The 19,020-nt window shown below is 71.9% G+C and carries 21 protein-coding genes; 11 read left to right on the top strand and 10 right to left on the bottom strand.

The annotated features are described in order from the left end of the window. Positions 1–38 precede the first annotated feature (38 nt). Positions 39–491, top strand: coding sequence for a DUF6098 family protein (locus M2163_RS08705; RefSeq protein ID WP_280853384.1), 453 nt, complete (start codon positions 39–41; stop codon positions 489–491). Between the two features lie 40 nt (positions 492–531). On the opposite strand, the gene M2163_RS08700 is transcribed toward M2163_RS08705, so the two are convergent. Together M2163_RS08700 and M2163_RS08695 are read right to left on the bottom strand one after the other, a co-directional pair. After that, positions 532–786 carry a WhiB family transcriptional regulator gene (locus M2163_RS08700; protein ID WP_057611382.1) on the bottom strand — a complete coding sequence of 85 codons (255 nt, stop codon included), beginning with the start codon at positions 784–786 and terminating at the stop codon, positions 532–534. A 112-nt stretch (positions 787–898) separates the two neighbouring features. Next, positions 899–2,119 carry a saccharopine dehydrogenase C-terminal domain-containing protein gene (locus M2163_RS08695; RefSeq protein WP_280893634.1) on the bottom strand — a complete coding sequence of 407 codons (1,221 nt, stop codon included), beginning with the start codon at positions 2,117–2,119 and terminating at the stop codon, positions 899–901. 111 nt (positions 2,120–2,230) lie between these two features. Between M2163_RS08695 and M2163_RS08690 the strand changes: the two genes are divergently transcribed. Then, on the top strand, positions 2,231–2,950 hold the full coding sequence (locus tag M2163_RS08690; protein ID WP_280893633.1) for a TetR/AcrR family transcriptional regulator: 720 nt from the start codon (positions 2,231–2,233) through the stop codon (positions 2,948–2,950). Here M2163_RS08690 and M2163_RS08685 read toward each other — a convergent pair. Then, positions 2,933–3,823, bottom strand: coding sequence for a LysR family transcriptional regulator ArgP (locus M2163_RS08685; protein ID WP_280897234.1), 891 nt, complete (start codon positions 3,821–3,823; stop codon positions 2,933–2,935). The genes M2163_RS08690 and M2163_RS08685 overlap by 18 nt on opposite strands. A gap of 69 nt (positions 3,824–3,892) precedes the next feature. Between M2163_RS08685 and M2163_RS08680 the strand changes: the two genes are divergently transcribed. Together M2163_RS08680 and M2163_RS08675 are read left to right on the top strand one after the other, a co-directional pair. Next, entirely contained in the window at positions 3,893–4,513 is a 621-nt protein-coding gene (locus tag M2163_RS08680) for a LysE/ArgO family amino acid transporter (protein WP_280893632.1), read from the top strand. A gap of 86 nt (positions 4,514–4,599) precedes the next feature. Further along, the gene (locus M2163_RS08675) at positions 4,600–5,922 is read left to right on the top strand and encodes an MFS transporter (RefSeq protein ID WP_280853388.1); all 1,323 of its coding nucleotides are present in this window, start codon (positions 4,600–4,602) and stop codon (positions 5,920–5,922) included. Positions 5,923–5,925: 3 nt separating this feature from the next. On the opposite strand, the gene M2163_RS08670 is transcribed toward M2163_RS08675, so the two are convergent. From M2163_RS08670 to M2163_RS08660, 3 genes are all read right to left on the bottom strand, one after another. Beyond that, positions 5,926–6,381: a cyclic nucleotide-binding domain-containing protein gene (locus M2163_RS08670; RefSeq protein WP_280893631.1), complete on the bottom strand. Its 456-nt coding sequence runs from the start codon at positions 6,379–6,381 to the stop codon at positions 5,926–5,928. Positions 6,382–6,639: 258 nt separating this feature from the next. Next, a complete protein-coding gene (locus tag M2163_RS08665) occupies positions 6,640–8,118 on the bottom strand; it encodes an aminotransferase class I/II-fold pyridoxal phosphate-dependent enzyme (protein WP_280853390.1) in 1,479 nt (492 codons plus the stop codon). 56 nt (positions 8,119–8,174) lie between these two features. Then, a complete protein-coding gene (locus tag M2163_RS08660) occupies positions 8,175–8,384 on the bottom strand; it encodes a hypothetical protein (protein ID WP_280853391.1) in 210 nt (69 codons plus the stop codon). A gap of 216 nt (positions 8,385–8,600) precedes the next feature. Between M2163_RS08660 and M2163_RS08655 the strand changes: the two genes are divergently transcribed. The 5 genes from M2163_RS08655 (at position 8,601) to M2163_RS08635 (ending at position 11,699) form a co-directional block, all read left to right on the top strand. Further along, positions 8,601–9,044: an ATP-binding protein gene (locus tag M2163_RS08655; RefSeq protein ID WP_280853392.1), complete on the top strand. Its 444-nt coding sequence runs from the start codon at positions 8,601–8,603 to the stop codon at positions 9,042–9,044. A gap of 205 nt (positions 9,045–9,249) precedes the next feature. Further along, positions 9,250–10,107 (top strand): SigB/SigF/SigG family RNA polymerase sigma factor, encoded by an 858-nt coding sequence (locus tag M2163_RS08650; protein ID WP_280853393.1) that lies wholly within the window; start codon positions 9,250–9,252, stop codon positions 10,105–10,107. 20 nt (positions 10,108–10,127) lie between these two features. Further along, a complete protein-coding gene (locus M2163_RS08645) occupies positions 10,128–10,346 on the top strand; it encodes a DUF5133 domain-containing protein (protein WP_280853394.1) in 219 nt (72 codons plus the stop codon). Between the two features lie 56 nt (positions 10,347–10,402). Next, complete coding sequence (locus M2163_RS08640) at positions 10,403–11,236, top strand: DUF1206 domain-containing protein (RefSeq protein WP_280853395.1); 834 nt, start codon at positions 10,403–10,405, stop codon at positions 11,234–11,236. Positions 11,237–11,264: 28 nt separating this feature from the next. Beyond that, entirely contained in the window at positions 11,265–11,699 is a 435-nt protein-coding gene (locus tag M2163_RS08635; RefSeq protein WP_280853396.1) for a hypothetical protein, read from the top strand. 19 nt (positions 11,700–11,718) lie between these two features. Here the strand turns inward: M2163_RS08635 and M2163_RS08630 are convergent, their stop codons facing one another. Both M2163_RS08630 and M2163_RS08625 read right to left on the bottom strand, forming a co-directional pair. Next, positions 11,719–13,953, bottom strand: coding sequence for an FUSC family protein (locus tag M2163_RS08630; protein WP_280893630.1), 2,235 nt, complete (start codon positions 13,951–13,953; stop codon positions 11,719–11,721). A 197-nt stretch (positions 13,954–14,150) separates the two neighbouring features. Continuing rightward, positions 14,151–15,527, bottom strand: a complete 1,377-nt coding sequence (locus tag M2163_RS08625) for an NAD(P)/FAD-dependent oxidoreductase (RefSeq protein WP_280853398.1) — start codon at positions 15,525–15,527, stop codon at positions 14,151–14,153. Between the two features lie 268 nt (positions 15,528–15,795). Here M2163_RS08625 and M2163_RS08620 point away from each other — a divergent pair, with 268 nt between their 5' ends. Then, positions 15,796–16,155 carry a PRC-barrel domain-containing protein gene (locus tag M2163_RS08620; RefSeq protein ID WP_280853399.1) on the top strand — a complete coding sequence of 120 codons (360 nt, stop codon included), beginning with the start codon at positions 15,796–15,798 and terminating at the stop codon, positions 16,153–16,155. 15 nt (positions 16,156–16,170) lie between these two features. Here M2163_RS08620 and M2163_RS08615 read toward each other — a convergent pair whose 3' ends face one another. After that, positions 16,171–16,575, bottom strand: coding sequence for an ATP-binding protein (locus tag M2163_RS08615; RefSeq protein WP_280854283.1), 405 nt, complete (start codon positions 16,573–16,575; stop codon positions 16,171–16,173). Positions 16,576–16,727: 152 nt separating this feature from the next. Then, positions 16,728–18,632, bottom strand: coding sequence for an AMP-dependent synthetase/ligase (locus M2163_RS08610; protein ID WP_280853400.1), 1,905 nt, complete (start codon positions 18,630–18,632; stop codon positions 16,728–16,730). Positions 18,633–18,784: 152 nt separating this feature from the next. On the opposite strand from M2163_RS08610, the gene M2163_RS08605 reads away from it, so the two are divergent. Then, entirely contained in the window at positions 18,785–19,018 is a 234-nt protein-coding gene (locus M2163_RS08605; RefSeq protein WP_280853401.1) for a DUF6480 family protein, read from the top strand. The last annotated feature ends 2 nt before the right edge of the window (positions 19,019–19,020 follow it).

Below are 19,020 nucleotides of genomic sequence, written 5' to 3'. Positions count from 1 at the left end.
TACCCCGTATGCCCACGGAAGGAAAGGGAGGACGTGAGATGACCGTGTCGGACGGGCTGCCGGTGGTGCGGACACTCGCCGAACTCGCGGGCCTGGCCGAACGGCACGAGCGTCTGTACGTCCGCTGGTCGCGCGGTCCCGGCGTCGATCTGGCCCGCGCCTCCAGCACCGACGAGCTCACCGGACTGTCCCTGCCGGGACTGTCGGCGAACCCGCTCGACGTGGAGGACTGGTGGCAGGGGCGGCCGGTACAGCTGTGGGTGGCCCGGCGCCTGTACGACTACTCCCATCTGCCGCACGAGAAAGGCCCCGGCGTACGTCCCTGGGTCCTCCAGGGCCGTGAGCGGGGCCGGGGCCCGGACAACGAGCCGCTCGTCGCGGACGTGCGGCCGATGTGCTGGATCGACCCCCGGGTGATCGAGGAGGCACGGGCCGCGGTGGCCCGGCAGGACAATCCCTGGGGTCCGCTGCGCCGCGCGGCCGACAGCTGAACGGGCCCGGTCGACCGGGCCCGTTCAGGCTGCTCGCCCGTCAGCCGGACCTTCTCCGCGCGGCGGCCGCGCGCCGGGCGAGCGCCCGGCGTTCCGTCTCACTGGTGCCGCCCCAGACGCCGATGCCCTGCCCCGTGTCCAGGGCCCACTGCAGACACTGCTCCTGGACGGGACAGCGTCGGCAGACCGACTTGGCCTGCTCCGTCTGGACCAGCGCGGGGCCCGTGGTGCCGATCGGGAAGAACAGATCGGGGTCCTCGCGGCGGCACGCGGCATGGGTTCGCCAGTTGTCCATCAAAGTCACCTGCGATCGAAGTCGTACGTGCCCTCGTGCATGCCTTACTCGCTTTCGGGTCACCTGTCGATGCGCGGTGAAACAACCGAGTCCCATGGGACGCGGCGCCCGGTCACTGCTCCCGCAGGCCCCACGGAGAGCCGTACGCGGTCAGCAGATCCAGGAAGGGGCGGGCCGGGAACGCCTCAGGGCCGAGCACTCCGGCGCCGGACCAGGTGCCGCCGGCGAGGAGTTCGAGGGCGACGACCGGGTTCACCGCGGTCTGCCACACCACGGCCTGGCAGCGGTACTCCGCCATGGACCACTGGTTGTCGACCACGTGGTAGAGGTACACCTCGCGCGGCGCCCCGTCCCTGACGCCCTTCACCCAGGTGCCCGCGCAGGTCTTGCCGTGCATCCGGTCGCCCAGGGTCGCCGGGTCGGGCAGGCACGCGGCCACGACGTCCCGCGGTGAGACGGCGACCGGCCCGGCCGGGCTCGGCACGGTCACCGGCCGGGTGCTGTCCAGGCCCAGCAGGTGCAGGGTTCTCAGCGTCTCGACGAACTCGCGGCCCAGGCCGTACTTGAAGGTGACACGGCGGGCGCCGACCCAGCGGGGGACCAGCAGCACCTCCTCGTGCTCCACGTTCACGCACTCGACCGGGCCGATGCCCTCGGGGAAGTCGAAGACCTCCGGTTCGCTGAAGGGTTCCGTGGTGAACCAGCCGCGGTCGGCCTCGTAGACCACCGGCGGGTTGAGGCACTCCTCGATGGTGGTCCAGATGCTGAAGGAGGGGGCGAAGTCGTAGCCGTCGACGGTGAGGTTCGCACCGTCGCGGACCCCGATCTCCTCGATCACGTCGAACAGTTCGTCGGCCGCGTACCGGGCGAAGACGTCCGACAGGCCCGGTTCCACGCCCATGCCGACCAGGGCCAGCGCGCCCGCCTTCTCCCACTCCTCGGCCTGCGCGAACTGCTCGTCGCCGAGCTTGACCCCGCACTCCTCGTACGGGCGCTCCGGATGCGGCCGCGACAGGGACATCGCCATGTCGACATAGGTCGCCCCGGCGGAGCGCGCCGCCCGGAACAGGGGCATCACGAAGCGCGGGTCGGTGGCGTTGAGGAGGACGTCGCAGGCGTGCCGTTCCAGCAGGGCGGTCACGGCCGGCTCGTCGCCCGCATCGACGCGCTCCGCGAGGAACCGGCCGGCCCGGTCGCCGAGCCCGGCCACCGCCGCCTCGGCGCGGGCCGGGTCGTAATCGGCGACGACCATGGTGTCGAAGAACGGCCGCCGGGCGGCGATCCGGGTGATGGCGGTGCCGACGCCGCCGGCGCCCACGAGCAGGACACGCATGACAGAACACTCCCTCACGGGTCGAAGGTCACAGATGTGCGGGGCCCTTGGGCGAGATACAACGCCGTGCGGTCGTTTAAGGTCAATGGCGTTGGCATAAGGAGGCCGGCCATGCCCAAGCCCGTGGTCCCCGAGGAGAAGCGCCGTCGGCGCAGGCCCACCAGGAGCGGGACCGTGCTCTCCGAGGAGCTGATCGTCGCGACCGCCCTGCGCATGCTCCGCGAGCACGGCAGCACCGGCCTCACCGCGCGCCGCCTGGGCCTGGCCCTGGACGCCGACCCGAGCACGCTCTACCGCTACTTCCGCGGCATGGACGACCTGACCCTGGCGATCGGCGACGCGCTGATCGGCCAGGCGATGGAGGGCTGGGAGCCGACCGGGCAGTGGCGGCGGGACCTGCGCGAGGTGGGGCTCCGCATCCACGACGCGTACGTGGCCCATCCCCAGGCCGCCCTCCTGACCACGAGCAGGGTCACGGGCCGGGCCAACGAACTGGCCGCGGACGAGGCGGTCCTGGGCATCCTGCGCACGGCCGGTCTGCCGCTGCCCGACACCGTCCGCGTCTACCACGCCTTCATCGACCAGACGCTGGCCTTCGCGGCCCTGGACGCGGCGTCCCTGGCCCTGCCGAGCGCGGCACTGCGCGCGGACGAGAACCAGTGGCGCTCGACCTACGCCCACCTGCCGGACGACCGCTACCCGCGCATCGCGGAGGCGGCACCCCTGCTGGCGTCCCGCATGGTCACCAGTGCCTATCCGACGGCCCTGGACATGTTCCTGGACAGCGTGGAGAAACAGCTCGGCGCCGCCCTGTCATCGCAGACTTCCTGACGCCGCCGCGGCCACGGCCTCGGCGACCGCGGCCAGCGCGGGGGAGTCCAGCTTCCACTGCTGCCAGTACAGCGGCACGTCGACGGGCCGGTCCGGCGCCAGCGCGATCAGCCGCCCCTCCCGGAGCAGTTCCACGGCCTGCGCCTCGGGCACCATGCCCCATCCCAGCCCCAGCGCGACCGACTCCACGAACCCCTCCGACGTGGGCACCGCGTGCCGCACCCGACTCGCCCCACCGCACCCCAGCCCGCGCAGAAACCCGTCCTGGATGTCGTCGCTCCGGTCGAACGTCACCACCGGCGCCTCGGCGAGCGCCTCCCGCAAGGGCCCGCCGAGGTACCGCGAGGCGAACTCCCCGCTCGCCGCCGCGAGGTACCGCATCCGCCCCAACGGCCGTACCGAACACCCCGCCACGGCCTGAGCCGAGGACGTCACCGCCGCCATCACCACGCCCTCCCGCAGCAGCTGTGCCGTCCGCGTCTCGTCCTCGCGCCGCAGCTCGAAGCAGAGCCGCCCCCGCCCGGGAACCCGCGCCAGTGCCTCCAGGAACCACGTCGCCAGCGAGTCCGCGTTCACCGCGACCGAGACCCGCGTGACCTCCCCCTCGCCCGGCAGCCCCAGTTCGGCGAGCGCGTCCCGTTCGAGCCGGGCGAGCTGGCGGGCGAACCGCACCACCACCTCGCCGGACTCGGTCGCCCGCACCGGCTTCGTGCGCACCAGCAGCACCCGTCCTGTGCGCTGCTCCAGGGCCTTCACCCGCTGGCTCACCGCTGAAGGAGTCACGTGCAGAGCGGCCGCCGCCGCGTCGAACGTGCCCTCGTCGACCACCGCGAGCAGCGTCCGCACCTGATCCAGGGGAAGCTCGTTCATCATCACGACAGCTAATGATAGGTAAGAATCTTTAGCTGTACGGGCAGTGATCGTCTCCGTACCGTCGCATCCATGCCCGCTTCTTCTCTGTCCGCCGCGGCCGCAGGCTTCGGCACCGGTCTGTCGCTCATCGTCGCCATCGGCGCCCAGAACGCCTTCGTCCTGCGCCAGGGGATCCGCCGGGAGTCGGTCCTCGCCGTCGTCGGCATCTGCGCCCTGTCCGACGCCGTCCTCATCGCCCTCGGTGTCGGCGGTGTCGGGGCGGTGGTGGTCGCCTGGCCCGGCGCGCTCAGCCTGGTCGGCTGGATCGGCGGCGGATTCCTGCTCTGCTACGGCGCCCTCGCCGCCCGCCGGGTCCTGCGGCCGGGGGACGCGGGCCTGCGCACGGAGGGCGAGGCGACCGGCTCCCGGAGGCGGGCGGTGCTGACCTGTCTGGCGATGACCTGGCTCAACCCGCACGTCTACCTCGACACCGTGTTCCTGCTCGGTTCCGTGGCCGCCGACCGCGGTCCGCTGCGCTGGACCTTCGGCCTCGGTGCCGTGTGCGCCAGCCTGTGCTGGTTCGCCGCGCTCGGCTTCGGGGCCCGGCTGCTCAGCCGCTTCCTGGCCGGACCGGCCGCCTGGCGCGTCCTCGACGGACTGGTCGCCGCCACGATGATCGCCCTGGGCGCCACGCTCGTGGCCGGGGCATGAGAACTCCGGGCGCGCGTACCGAGGGCTGAGACGCCACGTCCCGAACTCCCGGGCGGTGCTGCGATAGTGAACCCTGGACCCGTTAGATGTATCGAGCAACCAGGAAGCGCGTGGACACCGGCGAGAGCAGCACCGAACCAAGGACACAGGCCGCGGCCGAGGCGCCGCCACCCCGGCGCGGCTGGCGTCGCTGGGCGATGGACACCCGTCCGCTGCGCATCCCGGCCTACCGCCGGCTGTGGAGCTCGACCATCGTCACGGCCGTCGGCAGCCAGCTCACCGCCGTCGCGGTGCCCAAGCAGATCTACGACATCACCGGCTCCTCGGCCTGGGTCGGCGCCGCGAGCATGGCCGGACTCGTGCCGCTGATCGTGTTCGCGCTGTGGGGCGGCGCGGTCGCCGACAGCATGGACCGCCGCAAGCTGCTCCTGATCACCAACACGGGCATCGCCGTCACCTCGGTCCTGTTCTGGCTCCAGGCGGTCGGCGGACTCGACTCGGTGGCCGTCCTCATGCTCCTGCTCGCGGTGCAGCAGGCGTTCTGGGGCCTGAACGCCCCCGCCCGCAACGCCTCCATCGCCCGCCTGGTCCCCGAGGGGCAACTGCCCGCCGCCAACGCCCTCGGCTCCACCGTCATGCAGACCGGGCAGGTGGTCGGCCCGCTGCTCGCGGGTGTGTTGATCCCGGTGATCGGACTGCCCGAGCTGTACCTCATCGACGCCCTGGCCCTGTGCGTCACGGTGTGGGCCGTGTACCGGCTGCCCTCCCTGCCGCCGCTCGCCGGCTCCGCGGCACGCCGGGCGGGCGTACGCGAGATCGCCGAGGGCTTCCGGTACATCTCCGCGCACAAGGTGCTGCTGCTGTCCTTCCTCGCGGACATCATCGCCATGGTCTTCGGCATGCCCCGGGCCCTGTTCCCGCAGCTCGCCTCCGAGACCTACGCCCCCTACGGCGAAGGGCTCGCGCTGGGCCTGCTGTTCGCCGCCGTCCCGATCGGCGCGGTGGTCGGCGGGCTGTTCTCCGGCACGTTCTCGCGGGCCCGCCGGCACGGCTGGATGGTCATCGGCGCGGTCGTCGCCTGGGGCGTGGCCATCACCGGGTTCGGGCTGAGCAGCAGTCTGTGGCTCGCGGTGGTGTTCCTGGCCGCCGCCGGGATCGCCGACATGGTCTCCATGGTCTTCCGCGGGGCGATCCTGCTGTCCGCCGCCACCGACGAGATGCGCGGCCGGATGCAGGGCGTCTTCACCGTCGTCGTCGCGGGCGGTCCCCGCCTCGCCGACGTCCTGCACGGCACGGCGGGCTCGGTCTTCGGCGCCCGGCCTGCTGTCGCCGGCGGCGGCCTGCTGGTGGTCGCGGTCATGCTGGCCCTGGCCTTCGCCGTGCCCGCCCTGCGCCGCTACCGGATCTGAGCCCTACAGCACCCCCCTGCGGTGCGAGCCGTACTGCTCCATGAGCTTGCCCCGGGTCGTCTCCAGGCGGTGGGCGAGGATCTCGGCGACGCTGCGCACCAGGGTCATGCCGAGCTGCGGGTCCTCCTCGCACAGCCGCAGCACCGCCGCCGCGTCGAACTCGTAGGCCCGCACCGGGCTGAACGCCTCCGCGCCGAAGTCCCACCGGTACGGCGGGAACAGCCAGGACCAGCCGAGCAGGTCGCCCGCACCGAGTCCGGCGACGGTGACCAGGTGGTGACTGGTCACCTGCTGGGTTAGCGAGACCGCCCCGGAGCGGATGACCCAGAAGCGGTCGGCCGTACCGCCCGCCTCGAAGATGTGGAAGTCCTCGGGGAAGGAGACCTCCTTGGCGAGCGTCATCAGGCTCTGGCGCTGCGGCTGCGGCAGAGCGGTCAGCAGTTTTGTCGCTTTGGTCATGACGCGGGGCTCCTCGCCGGCGATGGATTCCGGTGTTGTGCCTACGCCCATTTCAGCGGCTGCCGCCGTCCGGGGCACCTCGGCGGATGTGAGGATCTGCGCCGGGCATGAAAAAGCCCTGGCTGGACGGGGGAGGCCAGCCAGGGCAGTCAGAGGTGGTGTCGGAGGACGGTGTGTCGACCCCGTCACCACGTATGGATGAACCGTAAACCATCGATGGCGATTCCGCGCAATCCGATCCGGGGTGCGTGACCGGTTTCACTCGGCGGCCGTGGCCACCACCCTGATGGTCTCCAGCTTCGCATCGGCCGGGTCGGGCAGGTTCATGCCCGCGGCCAGCCCGCTGCGCAGATACCCGAGAACCGGCTCGGTCAGCTGCTCACCGGGCAGGACGGCCGGGATCCCCGGCGGGTACGGCGTGATCATCTCGGCCGCGATCCGCCCGGCGGCCTCGGCCACGGGCACGTTCTCGGCCGGCCCGAAGAACGCGTCCCGGGGCAGCCTCGCCTGCTCCATCCGCAGCTCGGACGGGGACGGCACCTCCACCCGCGGGGCCGGGCCCAGCCCCGGGGCGGCCCGGGAGAGGTCCCGGAGCGCCGCCAGCAGCTCGTCGGCCGTCTCCTCGTCGTCGCCGTGGGTGATCTGCATCCCGATGCGCCGGTGGTCGTTGAGGTGGGCGTCGATGTGCCGGTGCTCGTGCAGCCAGTCCGCGGCCTGGAACCCGGAGATCCCGAGTTCCGCGAGGTCGATGACGCCGGGCAGCGGGTCGAGATCGTCGGCCAGACCGGGCCCGCAGAAGTCGTCGCGGTCGTTGACGTGCATCCCGTCGATCTCCTCGATCGCGGCACGGACACGGGACGCGAGATCCAGTGCCCCGCCCATCAACTCCTTGCCCCGCAGCGCCATCTGCCGGCGCCAGCCGTCCAGCCCCGCGTACAGCAGCACCGAAGGGCTGGTGGTGCCCAGCAGGTCGGCGCGCATCTTCAGCAGGTCCGGCGGGACGAGATCGCCCCGCAGATGGAACACGGACCCCTGCTCCAGACCGCTGCCCATCTTGTGGATGCTGGTCACGCAGATGTCGGCGCCCGCGTCCATGGCCCAGGACGGCAGATCGGGATGGAAGGGCAGATGCGCGCCCCACGCCTCGTCGACGATCAGCGGGACCGAACGGCCGTGGCACACCTCGGCGATGTCCTCGAGGGCCGCGCAGGTGCCGTACGGGGTCGGGCTGGTGACCAGGGCACCCTTCGCGTCCGGGTGGGCCTCGAAGGCCTGCTCGTACTCCGCGGCGGACGGCGGGTGCGCGAGGTGCCGTTCGGCGTCCCACCGCGGTTCGACCCAGACCGGCTCGATCCCCGACAGGATCAGCCCGGACACCACCGACTTGTGGGCGTCCCGACCGATCAGCAGCTTCTCGTGCGGGCCCGCGACGGCCAGCATCGCCGCCTTCACCGACAGGGAACTCCCGCACGTGGTGAAGAAGGTGTGGTCGGCGTGCACGGCGTCGGCCATCAGCTCCTCGGCCCGCTCCAGCACCCGCCCACGGGTCAGCCGGTCGTCCAGGCCGCCCGACGCCAGCACGTCCCCGAGGAAGACCGCGTCGCCCAGCACCTCCCGCACCGCCGGATCGGCCCCCCGCGCCTGCTTGTGTCCGGGCGGCGCGAAGGACAGCTGTCCCCGGCGGTGGTAGTCCGCCAGGGCTTCCAGAACCGGTGCTCGGGTGTGATCCACAGTCATGGCCCCCGGGTGCCCGGCCCGGACACAGGTCAATCAGGCCGGACCGGTGCCGGAGGTCAGCGACTGCCCGGCCTGAGCACCTCGTCCAGCACCCTGGTCACCGCCTCGTAGGCCAGGGTGCGTACGGCGGCGTCCCGCGCGGCCGCCGGATCCGTGGGCGCCAGCTCGTCGCTCCGCGCCCGCCAGGACTGCTCCTCCTCCGCGGCGCAGGCCCGGGCGCGCTGGATTCGGCGCAGCAGTTCGTCTGAGTCCACGACATCCGTCATACAGACCGCGTACCCACGGAACGCGATCGAATGGCCCGCTGCCGCGCCCGGAACGGGGAGGTTTGACCCGGCGCGCTGAGGTCAGCCGATTACTGGAGGCCTACGGAGGGCGCGCACCGTACAGCACGGTCACCGTGTCCGTGGGTCCGGCCGGGCCCGGCTTCTGTTGCACCGATCCATGCACCTTCAGCCGATTTCTTGATCAGGAGCCACGTCATGTGCGACGAGCACAGGACCGAAGCCGCCCCCCAACCCTCCGTCGCGCGCCGGCGCGCACGGCCCCACCCCTGCAAGCCGGACGAGGCCCGCCGAGCGGTCGAACGGGCCGTGTCCGAACGCTGCCGCGCCACGCACACCCCGTGCGACGCGCAGGCGCTCTCGGACGCCCTGCTGGTCGCCTCGGAACTCACCACCAACGCCATCCTGCACGGGGGCGGCATCACCGACTTCCATGTCACCGTCGAGGGCCGTGGTGTGTGCGTCTCGGTCAGCGACCGCAGCACCGCGCTGCCGGTGGCCAGGGAACCCGTCGACCCGCACGGCCGGTGGCGGCCCGGCGGGCACGGCTGGCCGATCGTGTGCCGGCTGGCCCGCGACGTCCGCGTGACCGACCTGCCCACGGGCGGGAAGCGCATCACCGCCGTGGTGCCCCTGAGCTAGTGCGGCACCTCTGGGGAACCAGCCGGAAAACCGGATTCCGTCGACGGAGTTTGGGCCCCATGGAGCAGGGCAGACGCAGTTTCGTGCTTCGGACCGGAGGCGCGCCAGCGGGAGCGTTATGGCTGCTGCGGGCCCCACTTCGGCGGCCCCGGCGTCCTTCCTCCCGCGGTCAGTCCCTGAACCCGTTCTTCAGGAGCGAATCCGCATGCTCACCGACACGTCGACCAGCCGTCCCACCACCCAGGACCGTCCCTCCACGCCCGGCAGGCGGCGGCACGACGACGCCCCCGACACCATGGCCCTCTTCGCCCGGCTCGCCGGGCTGGAGGAAGGACCCGAGCGCGACGCCCTGCGCGACGAACTCGTCACCGCCTGGCTGCCCATGGCCCACCGCATCGCCGGCCGGTTCCGCGACCGCGGCGAGTCCATCGAGGACCTGCGCCAGGTCGCAGCCCTCGGGCTCGTCAAGGCCATCGACCGCTTCGAACCGGAGCGGGGAGCCTTCGAGAGCTACGCCGTGCCCACCATCACCGGCGAGGTCAAGCGCCACTTCCGCGACCGCATGTGGGCTCTGCGAGTGCCTCGCCGCGTGCAGGAACTGCGCAACAAGGTGCGGGTCGCCCGACGCGAGCTCACCCAGAACCCCGGTTCCCCCGAACCGACACCCGCCGACATCGCCGCCCACACCGGCCTGACCGAGGACGAGGTCACCACCGGCCTCGAGGCCCTCGAGAGCTTCAGCACCCTCTCCCTGGACGCCGAACTCTCGGCCGGCGACGACGGCTACAGCCTCGCCGACACCCTGGGCGGCCCGGACACGTCGTACGACGTCGTGGTCGACCGGGAGTCCGCCAAGGAAGGGCTGCGCAAGCTGCCCGAACGCGAGCGCGCCATCCTCTACATGCGCTTCTTCGAGGACATGACCCAAAGCCGGATCGCCGACCAGCTCGGCATCTCGCAGATGCACGTCTCCCGGCTCATCAGCCGCAGCTGCGCCCGTGTGCGCGACGAGGCGCTGGCCGACCGGGCGAGGCGCCAGGGCGACGGCCCTGCCGAGGCCTGAGAGCACGAGGAGGGGGAAGGATGCTGATACCCGATCGTGCGTTCCTGCGGCGGCTCGTCCAGGACTACGAGGCACTGCGGGCCGAGGAGTCCGCGACGGCGGCCGAACCGAGCCCACGGGCCCGGGACCTCGCCTACACGCTCTGTGTCTCCACCGGCACGCGCGACGTGCGGCTGGCGCTGGAGACGGCTCACCGCCTGCTCGCCGCCGTGCCCGAACCCGCGCGACTGGCCGACTGACCGCATTTCCGCGTGACCGCCCGCCTGGACGGTCCGGACTTCCCAGGGGGGACGAGATGACCACGAACTCCACGGCAGGAACCGCCCGGTTCCAGGCCAGACGAGCGGCACGCGGCTCGGTGACGGAGTACGCGGCCCGCGCGGGGTTCACCGCCCGCGGAGTGATCTACCTGCTGGTCGGTGTACTGGCGCTGCAGATCGCCTTCGGCGACGGCAAGCGCCAGGCCGACCGCGGCGGCGCCCTCGCCGCCCTCGCCGACAAACCGTTCGGGTCCGTCGTCCTGTGGGCGCTGGGCGTCGGGCTCGTCGGCATGGCCCTGTGGCGCCTGTCCGAGGTGGTGTTCGGCGCGGTCGGCCCCGACGGCGGCAAGGCCACGAAACGTCTGCTGTCGGCGGCCCGCTGCCTCTTCTACGCCTTCGTCGCCTACTCCGTGCTGTCCTTCGCCGTCGGTTCCGGCAGCGGCGGATCGAGCGACAAACAGTCCAAGGACGTCACCGCCCGGGCCCTGGAGTGGCCCGGCGGGCAGTGGCTGGTGGGCATCGCGGGGGTCGGCGTCGCGGTGGCCGGTGTGTGGATCGCCGCCCAGGCACTGCGCCGGTCCTTCCACGACAAGATGAAGCTCGCCCAGATGGGCCCGCGGGTCAGGAAGCTCGTCGACGTGACGGGCGTGGCCGGCGGAGTGGCGCGGGGTGTGGTGTTCATCGCCGCGGGCGCCTTCGCCGTCCGTGCCGCGGTCGACTACGAGCCCAAGAAGGCCAAGGGCCTCGACGACACGCTCCGCTCGTTCGCGGACACCCCGCTGGGGCCGTGGCTGCTCGTCCTGGTCGCCGTGGGTCTGGTGCTCTTCGGAGTGTTCTCGTTCGCCATGGCCCGCTGGCGGCGGGTCTGAGCCGCCCGTCACGGGGAACCCGGGCTTCATGAACGAACCCGAGCTTCCGCCCGACGGTAGGCCCGTGGACGTCTACCTGGACCTTCTGCGCATCCGCATGGCCTCGGAGGACTACGAGCTCCTGCTCAGCGTGGTCCGCCCGGTCCTGCGGGCCATCGACGAACACCAACTGCCCGCCCTGGACTTCGCGCTAGAGGACAGCCAGCAGGACGGGCTGCCCCAGGAGATCCGCGACGAGGCCGCCCTGGTCATCGCCACCGCGGTGACCGGGCGCATGGACAACAAGGTGATCGAACTCCATGTCGACGAGAGCACCAGCCCGATCAGGGTGGTCACCGACGCGGACACGGCCTCCGACCCGGTCCGCCTCGGAGAGATCGCCGACTACATCCGCGAACGCAGGCGGCTCGACGACGAGCTGCGGGGCATCGCCGAGGTGAGCGGTCTGCCGACGGACCTCTGAGCGGCGAACAGCGCCCTGACTAACGCCTGGGCGCCGCGACCGGCACGTTCAGCGGCCGGGCCAGACCCACCAGGGTCTCGTCCAGCCGCTGGACGTGCCGCAGCACGCGGTCGGTGACCCGGCCGAAGCGCGGGGTGCCGGGGACCTCGGTCTCCAGGAGCGAGGCGATGCTCGGACCGGTCTCCACCCGGGCGGTGGAACGCTCGTCGGCGACGTGCGCGGCGATGGCCCCGATGTTGTCCCCGATGCGCCGGCCCGCCCGGCGCAGCCGGGGATCCGCCGCGATCGAGGGGTGCGTGGGCAGCAGTTCGGCCGTGGCCGCCAGTGAGCGCGCGTGGTAAGCGCACGTCTCCAGGAGCGCCACGACATAGCGAGCCGTGTCGCGCCGGGCCCGCAGCGGTGTGATCGGGTGGGTGAGCGGCTGGGTGGCCGCCCGCAGGTCGGCCAGCGCCTGGTCCAGGTCACGCGCCTGGTCGAGCAGTTCCACGGGCGTGCCCCCGCTGAGCTGGTCCACCGCGGCCTCGGTGACGTCGTCGAGCCGTTCCAGGACGGTGACGAGCAGGTCGTTGGTACGGCGGTCGGTGCGCACCGGCAGCACGAACGCCGCCGCGATCACCCCGCAGGCCGCGCCGAGCGCGGTCTCCTCCACACGCAGCACCAGCACCGAGAGGCTGTAGGTGTGCAGCAGCGTGTAGAGCAGCCCCAGCGCCGCGGTGACGAAGAACGACATCAGCGTGTAGGACAGCGGCGCGGTGTAGAACATCGCGAACACCAGCACCAGCACCAGGGCGAACGCCGTCCAGGTGTGCTGCCCCACCGCCCCGGCCAGCACGATTCCGGCCAGTACGCCGAGGACGGTGCCCAGCAGACGGCGGTAGCCCTTGACGAGGATCTCGCCCGTGGACGCGGTGTTGATGAAGACGATCCAGCAGGTCAGCACGGCCCAGTACCAGCGCTGGCTGGAGAGGAACTCGCCGCCGGCGATGGCGAGCGAGGACCCCACGGCGACCTGCACCGCGGCCCGGGTCGTGGGCCGCGCGAGGCCCGTGGGCTCCTCCTGCGGCGTCCCGCCGTCCTCCTCGCGGGCGTCGATGACGGCGTCCTCGGCGTCCAGCTCCTCGCGCGAGCGGGCCGTGGCGGGGGAGTCGTCCGACTCGTCCTGCGGGCCGTCCAGGGCGATCCTGAGGCCCAGGACCGCGCGGGCGGTCTCGCCGATGCCCCGGAAGACGTCCTGGACGGCCGGCGGCACCGGCGGCAGGTTGTCCTCCTCGCGGTATCCCAGGAGGCGGTTGCGGACCTGGGACAGAGCGGTGCCCGACCGGGCCGCCACCGGCCGCAGCACCAGCAGCCGCAGCGCCTCCAGATCCCGGCGCACCCTGGCCATCGCCTCGTCCCGCCCGGGCATCCGCCCCGCCCGCGGGGCCGGCGCTCCCGGCAGATGCAGGGTGAGCGTGTCCGCGCGCTCGGAGCTGCGGGCCGTCAGCAGCAGCAGGCCGAGCCGCTCGGCGGCGATCTCGGCGTCCGCGACCCGCCGCTGCACGAGCCGCGCCGTGGCCGCGCCGGAGGTCCCCTCCTCCAGCCGCCCCTGGATCATCAGGGCGGTCTCGTGCAGCCGCGCGGTCCCCTCACGTACGTCCTTCAGCGCCTGGTCGATCTCCTCCGGCCCGGCGTCCAGCAGCTGGAGCTGCGCGGTGACGAGCTGGGCCAGCCGGGCCCGGAAAGCCTCCCGCAGGCGTTCCAGGAGGCCCGCCGGGGTCTCCCGCACCAGCAGGAAGCGTGCCGCCGCGCTGCACAGGAAGGCGACGCAGAGGACGACGTACAGCTCGGGCAGGCCGGAGACGGTGGCGCCGACGAACAAGGACACGAAGTAGATCTGGAAGCCGATCAGTCCGAGCGCGGTGCCCCGGTCGCCGAAGCGGCGGCTGTAGACGGCGCAGAAGATCAGCACCACGAAGAAGAGGTCGCCGGCCACCACCCGGGAGCTCAGCAGCGCGCCCAGCGACAGAGAGGCCAGCGCCACCGGCAGGCCCAGGGCGAGGGTCACGGCCTGCGGGCCGCGCTGCTTCTCCCGGATGGCGAAGGTCGCGACCATCGCCGCGATGGCGCCCGCCACCAGGTGCGGGACGCTCACCCCCAGCAGACCGAGCACGGCCAGGGTGAGGGCGATCGCCCCCACCGTGCGCAGACCGGCGGCCAGCCGGAGCAGGCCCGGGTCCGACGCCGCGACCCGGTCGCGCAGCCTCGCTGTGTTCACTCCGCCGTACTCACTCCCGTGTCACGTCATGATCCGTTCCAGCATGGCACGGCGGGGTGAGTCACTCGCCCCTGGCCTCGGGGCCCTTCACGGTCTCGGCCAGGGGAGTGTCCTTTCGGGAAAGCGCTGTGCTGTCCCTCCTACGACCGCCGACCGGCTGGAAACCGATCGGCGGCCCGGCGTGACGTGTGCCACACCTACTGGTCCACCTGCCGTGTCCCCTCGACCTGCGCCCTGACCTGTTCCGGCGTCAGGTACGCGTCCGTGTACTCGAAGTCCTTCAGCTTGGCGGGCTTGCGGGCCTGGAAGCCGGTGCGGACGAAATCGTCGCCCGCGATGGCGTTCAGCGTCCAGTTCGTGGCCACGCGGACCTTGGCGACGTTGGTGCGCAGCGCCGCCCAGTGGTAGCCGCGGGCGGCGAACTGGGCGGGCAGTCCGCGCAGTTCGATGCCGAGCGGCTTGGAGACGGCGTCCGTGCCGCCGAGGTCGACCACGAGTCCCATGTCCTTGTGGACGTACGGCTGGAGCGCCTGGCCCCGCAGCGTCGCGATGACGTTGTCGGCGACCGTCCTGCCCTGACGCATGGCGTGCTGCGCCGTGGGCGGGCAGATCGCGCTCTCGTCGTCCTTCGCCTTGTCGGGCACGGCCGCGGAGTCGCCGAGCGCGAACACGCCGTCCTGGCCCGGCAGGGTCATCTCGGCGGTGACCGCGAGCCGTCCGCGAATCGTTTCGGCACCGAGGGTGGCGATGAGCGGGCTCGCGACGACGCCGGCCGTCCAGATCAGGGTCCGGGTGGGGATCACCCGGCCGTCGGTGAAGGTGACCTCCTCGGGGCCCGCCTTCTCGATGGAGACACCGAGCGACACGTCGATGCCGCGCCGGCGCAGGATCTCCTGCGCGCTGCGGCCCAGCTTGTCGCCGAGCTCCGGCATCAGCTTCGGGGCGATGTCGATCAGGTGCCACTTGATCAGCGCGGGATCGATGCGCGGGTAGCGCTTGACCGCCGCGTGGGTGAGCTTCTGCAGACAGGCCGCGGTCTCGGTACCGGCGTATCCGCCGCCGACGACCACGAACTGGAGCCGGGCCGCGCGCTCGGCCGGGTCGTGGCTGGCGTCCGCGAGGTCCAGCTGGGAGATGACGTGGTCCCGGATGTAGGCCGCCTCGGCAAGGGTCTTCATGCCGAAGGCGTGCTCGGTGAGACCGGGGATGTCGAAGGTCCGGGTGATGCTGCCGGGAGCCAGCACGATGTAGTCGTACGGCTCGTTGACGATCTCGTCGGTGATGGTGCGGATCACGCAGACCTTGGCCTTGAGGTCCACGCCGATCGCGCCGCCCGGGATGATCCGGGTGCGGTACTTCTTGCTGCGGCGCAGGGAGACGGCGATCGACTGGGGCGTCAGCACGCCGGAGGCGACCTGGGGCAGCAGGGGGAGATAGAGCTGGTAGGCGAACGGCGTCACCAGGGTGACGTCGGCTTCGTCGGGGGAGAGCTTCCGCTCCAGCCGGCGCACGCACTCGACTCCGGCGAAGCCGGCGCCAACCACCAGGATCCTGGGTCGTGTCACGGTGTTCATCCCTTTCTGCGGCTCCAGGCGGTCTGCCTCGAACGCCCTTCGTCTGCCCATGTGGGCGCGACGAATGCGTCGATGACCACCTTGCCCGTCCTGACCTGAAAGTGCACCGGGAGAAAGGTGAAGGAGGTGCGCGGACCGGACGCGGGGAAACCGCTTGTGCGGGTGCCGCTCGCCGAATGTGTGTGCGGCCAAGGGGTATGGGGGTGCTGTGGGCCCGCTCGCAGCGAGGAGGCGGGATCCGTGCAGTGCTCGGGAGGGAAGGACCAGCGTGACCACTGACAGAATCTGGTCGTACGCGCCGCACAGCGGATACGTCGAGGGACAGGACCTGACCGGCTTCACCGTCGTCGCGAGCGACGGCACCATCGGACACGTGGACCGGCAGGCCGCCCCCGAGGGCATGGAGCACCTCGTCGTCGACACCGGCGTCTGGATCTTCGGCCGCAGCGTCCTGGTCCCGGTGGGCGTCGTCACCCGCGTCGACACCGAGGACCGGCGGATCACGCTGGCCTGCACCGGGTCGGAGGTGAAGGCGGCCCCCCGCTTCCGCACCGACAGCGAGACCAGGGACCGTGAGTACCTCGCGGCGGTCGGTGCCTACTATCTGCGGCTCACGGCGACCGCCTGACCGGACCGGGGGAGGTCACCACGGCAGGAAGACGTGCACGTCCTTGCCGCGCTCGTCGGTCACCACGCTGACCTGGTCGCACAGGGCGTGCACCAGATGCCAGCCGATGCCGCCGCCGCCCGTGCGCGGATCGAAGGAACGGGGGGCCGGCGGTGTCGGGTTGGTGTCGCGCAACGTCACGTGCACGCCGTCGAAGGTGCGGCGCATGCGCAGCACGAAGGGGCCGGGCGCGTACTGGACGGCGTTGGCGGCCAGTTCCGTGACCACGAGCAGGATGTCGTCCCAGTGCTCGGGGGTCGCGGGTGGCACGCTCTGGCTCAGGTCGTCCAGGAATTCTTCAGCGGCGAGCCGCGCACCCGTCACGCATTGCGGCTCGCCCGCGAAACGGGTGGTGCGGCTCGGAATCGCCTCGGAAGTCAGTGTCTCGTCCCAATGCAACTCGGTGCCGTGCCGCTTGCACGGCCCGGCGTCAACGGGTTGTCGTACTCTCTCATGTCGCCACTGAGCCGTGTTCCCGAGGGCAGGCCGCCCAATCGTCCTCACCTCGGGGAAGGCGGCCGACAAAGGCGGTCTCACCGGAACACGTTGTCCGAGTCGTCCCAGCTCAGCACGTCTTCCGTCGAAACGCGCCGGGCGCCGGCCGAGCGGGCCTGGTACATCGCGTCGATCTCCGTCGCGTACCGGCGCACGATCTCGTCGCGGCGCAGCTTCATCGACGGCGTCAGCAGGCCGTTGGCCAGGTCGAACGGCTCCGACAGCACCCGGAACACCCGGATCGACTCCGCGCGCGAGACCGTGCTGTTGGCGGCGGCCACGGCCCGGGCGATCTCCTCCCGCAGCGCGTTCTCCTCCCGGGCCTCACGCGCCGAGGGGTCCTGCTGGGCCGCCATGACCCCGCGCCAGTGGGCCAGGAACACCGGGTCCAGGGTGAGCAGGGCGCCCACGCAGGGCCGGTTGTCGCCTACCACCACGGCCTGGTGGATCAGCGGATGCATCCTCAGCCGGTGCTCCAGGGCGGCCGGGGCCACGCTCTTGCCGCTGGTGGTGACGATGATGTCCTTCTTGCGGCCGGTGATCGTCAGATAGCCGTCGGCGTCCAGCCGCCCCAGGTCCCCGGTGGCCAGCCAGCCGCCGTACAGCGCGGCCCGGGTGGCGGCCTCGTCGTTCACATAGCCCTGGAACACGGACGGGCCGCGCACCAGGATCTCCCCGTCGTCCGCCACCCGCAGATCCACGCCGGGCAGGGGGCGGCCGACGGTCCCGGACTTCTCCCGGCCCAGCGGTTGCATGGTGATCCCGCCGCAGGTCTCCGTGAGGCCGTACCCGTCGTGCACGTAGACGCCGATGCCCTCGTAGAACAGGGAGAGCTCACGGCCCAGGGTGGAGCCGCCCGAGGTGGCGCGGCGGGCCCGGCCGCCCAGCGCGGCCCGCAGTCTGCGGTACACCGTGCGTTCGTACAGGGCGTGCTGGAGCCGCAGGTCGAAGCCGGGACCGGGGCCCTCGCCGAGGCGCTGCCGCTCGCAGGCCAGGGCGAAGTCCCGGGCCGTGTCGGCGGCCCGTTCGAACAGGGCGCCGCGGCCGGCCTGCTGGGAGGCGCGCAGGAAGTTCTTGTAGATCTTCTCGAAGACCGAGGGGACGGCGTAGAAGTAGGTGGGGCGGAAGGACTGCAGGGAGACCGCCAGGGCCTCCTCGCTCAGGTCGGGCTCGTGGGCCATGAGCAGGCCGCCGCGGATGCACAAGCCCTGGATCATGAGGCCGTACACATGGGAGAAGGGCAGGAAGGCGAGGACGGACGGCTGTTCTCCCGGGGCCGCCGTGATCTGGCGCCAGCCCTCCAGGAGGGTGTCGACCGGGCTCGCCAGGCCGCGGTGGCTGAGCGCGCAGCCCAGCGCGTGGCCCGTGGTTCCGGAGGTGTAGGCGATGGCTGCCGTGGAGTCCGGCAGCACGATACGGCGCAGCGACTCGACCGTGGCCAGCGGGATCAAGCGGCCCCGCTCCGTCAGGTCCTCCAGCGCCCCCGCGTCCAGCTGCCAGACGTGGCGCAGCCGGGGGAGCGAGGCGCACACCGATCCGACCGTCATGACCGCCTGCTCGTCCTCCACCACCACGGCCACGCAGTCGGCGTCGCGCAGGATCCACTCGACCTGCTCGCGGGCGGACGTCGGATAGATCGGTACGACCTCGGCGCCCACCGTCCACAGGGCGTAACTGAGGACCGTCCACTCGTAACGGGTGCGCGCCATGATCGCCACCCGGTGGCCGGGCGAGATCCCGGAGGCGACCAGTCCCTTCGCCAGGTCCACGACCTCGTCGCGCAGCTCGACGGCCGTGACCTCCTGCCAGCCTCCCGTGGAGCCCTCGGGACGGCGGGCCAGCACCGGCAGGGTGGGATCCGATTCCGCCCGCTCGAACACGCTGTCTGCCAGACCGCCGCTGGAGCGCGAGATGGTCCGGGGAGCGAGGGCGAAGTCGCGCATGCGCTGCTCCTGACGTGTACGGGCTGTGACGGCGCGGACGAGCTCGGTCATCCGCGGTGCTCGAATCTAGCCCAGGCGCGAGCGAGTGGTACCTGGAATGCGGAAGTAAGCGGTCACCCGTGATCTCGTCGAGATCGGGGCACTCGGACCGCATGAGTTACACGAACCCCGATCCCGAACCCGAGCGCACCACCGGACTGGAACCGGGCGGCGGCGTACCCCCGGGCGAGACCCCGCCCGCCGAGAGCAGCCTGCCCGAGGCCGGCCCCCGGGAGACGCACAACCCCACCAAGGGCTGGGCCAAGGGCCCACTGGCCCTGATCCTCGTCCTGGTCGTCCTCGTCGCCGCGTTCTTCCTGGTGTACGCGATCGTCCTGGCCCTGTGAGG

This window comes from Streptomyces sp. SAI-135, from assembly GCF_029893805.1.
Classification (GTDB): domain Bacteria; phylum Actinomycetota; class Actinomycetes; order Streptomycetales; family Streptomycetaceae; genus Streptomyces.
Note: the sequence above shows the minus strand (reverse complement) of the source record. Positions and strands in the feature narration are given on the sequence as shown.

What these genes read in the sequence shown, in the direction of transcription:
- M2163_RS08700 (WP_057611382.1), bottom strand. Translation starts at nt 786, where the DNA reads ATGGACAACTGGCGAACCCATGCCGCGTGCCGCCGCGAGGACCCCGAT.
- M2163_RS08605 (WP_280853401.1), top strand. Translation starts at nt 18,785, where the DNA reads ATGAGTTACACGAACCCCGATCCCGAACCCGAGCGCACCACCGGACTG.
- M2163_RS08645 (WP_280853394.1), top strand. Translation starts at nt 10,128, where the DNA reads ATGCTGATACCCGATCGTGCGTTCCTGCGGCGGCTCGTCCAGGACTAC.
- M2163_RS08640 (WP_280853395.1), top strand. Translation starts at nt 10,403, where the DNA reads ATGACCACGAACTCCACGGCAGGAACCGCCCGGTTCCAGGCCAGACGA.
- M2163_RS08680 (WP_280893632.1), top strand. Translation starts at nt 3,893, where the DNA reads ATGCCCGCTTCTTCTCTGTCCGCCGCGGCCGCAGGCTTCGGCACCGGT.
- M2163_RS08675 (WP_280853388.1), top strand. Translation starts at nt 4,600, where the DNA reads ATGTATCGAGCAACCAGGAAGCGCGTGGACACCGGCGAGAGCAGCACC.
- M2163_RS08670 (WP_280893631.1), bottom strand. Translation starts at nt 6,381, where the DNA reads ATGACCAAAGCGACAAAACTGCTGACCGCTCTGCCGCAGCCGCAGCGC.
- M2163_RS08705 (WP_280853384.1), top strand. Translation starts at nt 39, where the DNA reads ATGACCGTGTCGGACGGGCTGCCGGTGGTGCGGACACTCGCCGAACTC.
- M2163_RS08625 (WP_280853398.1), bottom strand. Translation starts at nt 15,527, where the DNA reads ATGAACACCGTGACACGACCCAGGATCCTGGTGGTTGGCGCCGGCTTC.
- M2163_RS08685 (WP_280897234.1), bottom strand. Translation starts at nt 3,823, where the DNA reads ATGATGAACGAGCTTCCCCTGGATCAGGTGCGGACGCTGCTCGCGGTG.
- M2163_RS08610 (WP_280853400.1), bottom strand. Translation starts at nt 18,632, where the DNA reads ATGCGCGACTTCGCCCTCGCTCCCCGGACCATCTCGCGCTCCAGCGGC.
- M2163_RS08660 (WP_280853391.1), bottom strand. Translation starts at nt 8,384, where the DNA reads ATGACGGATGTCGTGGACTCAGACGAACTGCTGCGCCGAATCCAGCGC.
- M2163_RS08635 (WP_280853396.1), top strand. Translation starts at nt 11,265, where the DNA reads ATGAACGAACCCGAGCTTCCGCCCGACGGTAGGCCCGTGGACGTCTAC.
- M2163_RS08690 (WP_280893633.1), top strand. Translation starts at nt 2,231, where the DNA reads ATGCCCAAGCCCGTGGTCCCCGAGGAGAAGCGCCGTCGGCGCAGGCCC.
- M2163_RS08665 (WP_280853390.1), bottom strand. Translation starts at nt 8,118, where the DNA reads ATGACTGTGGATCACACCCGAGCACCGGTTCTGGAAGCCCTGGCGGAC.
- M2163_RS08655 (WP_280853392.1), top strand. Translation starts at nt 8,601, where the DNA reads ATGTGCGACGAGCACAGGACCGAAGCCGCCCCCCAACCCTCCGTCGCG.
- M2163_RS08695 (WP_280893634.1), bottom strand. Translation starts at nt 2,119, where the DNA reads ATGCGTGTCCTGCTCGTGGGCGCCGGCGGCGTCGGCACCGCCATCACC.
- M2163_RS08650 (WP_280853393.1), top strand. Translation starts at nt 9,250, where the DNA reads ATGCTCACCGACACGTCGACCAGCCGTCCCACCACCCAGGACCGTCCC.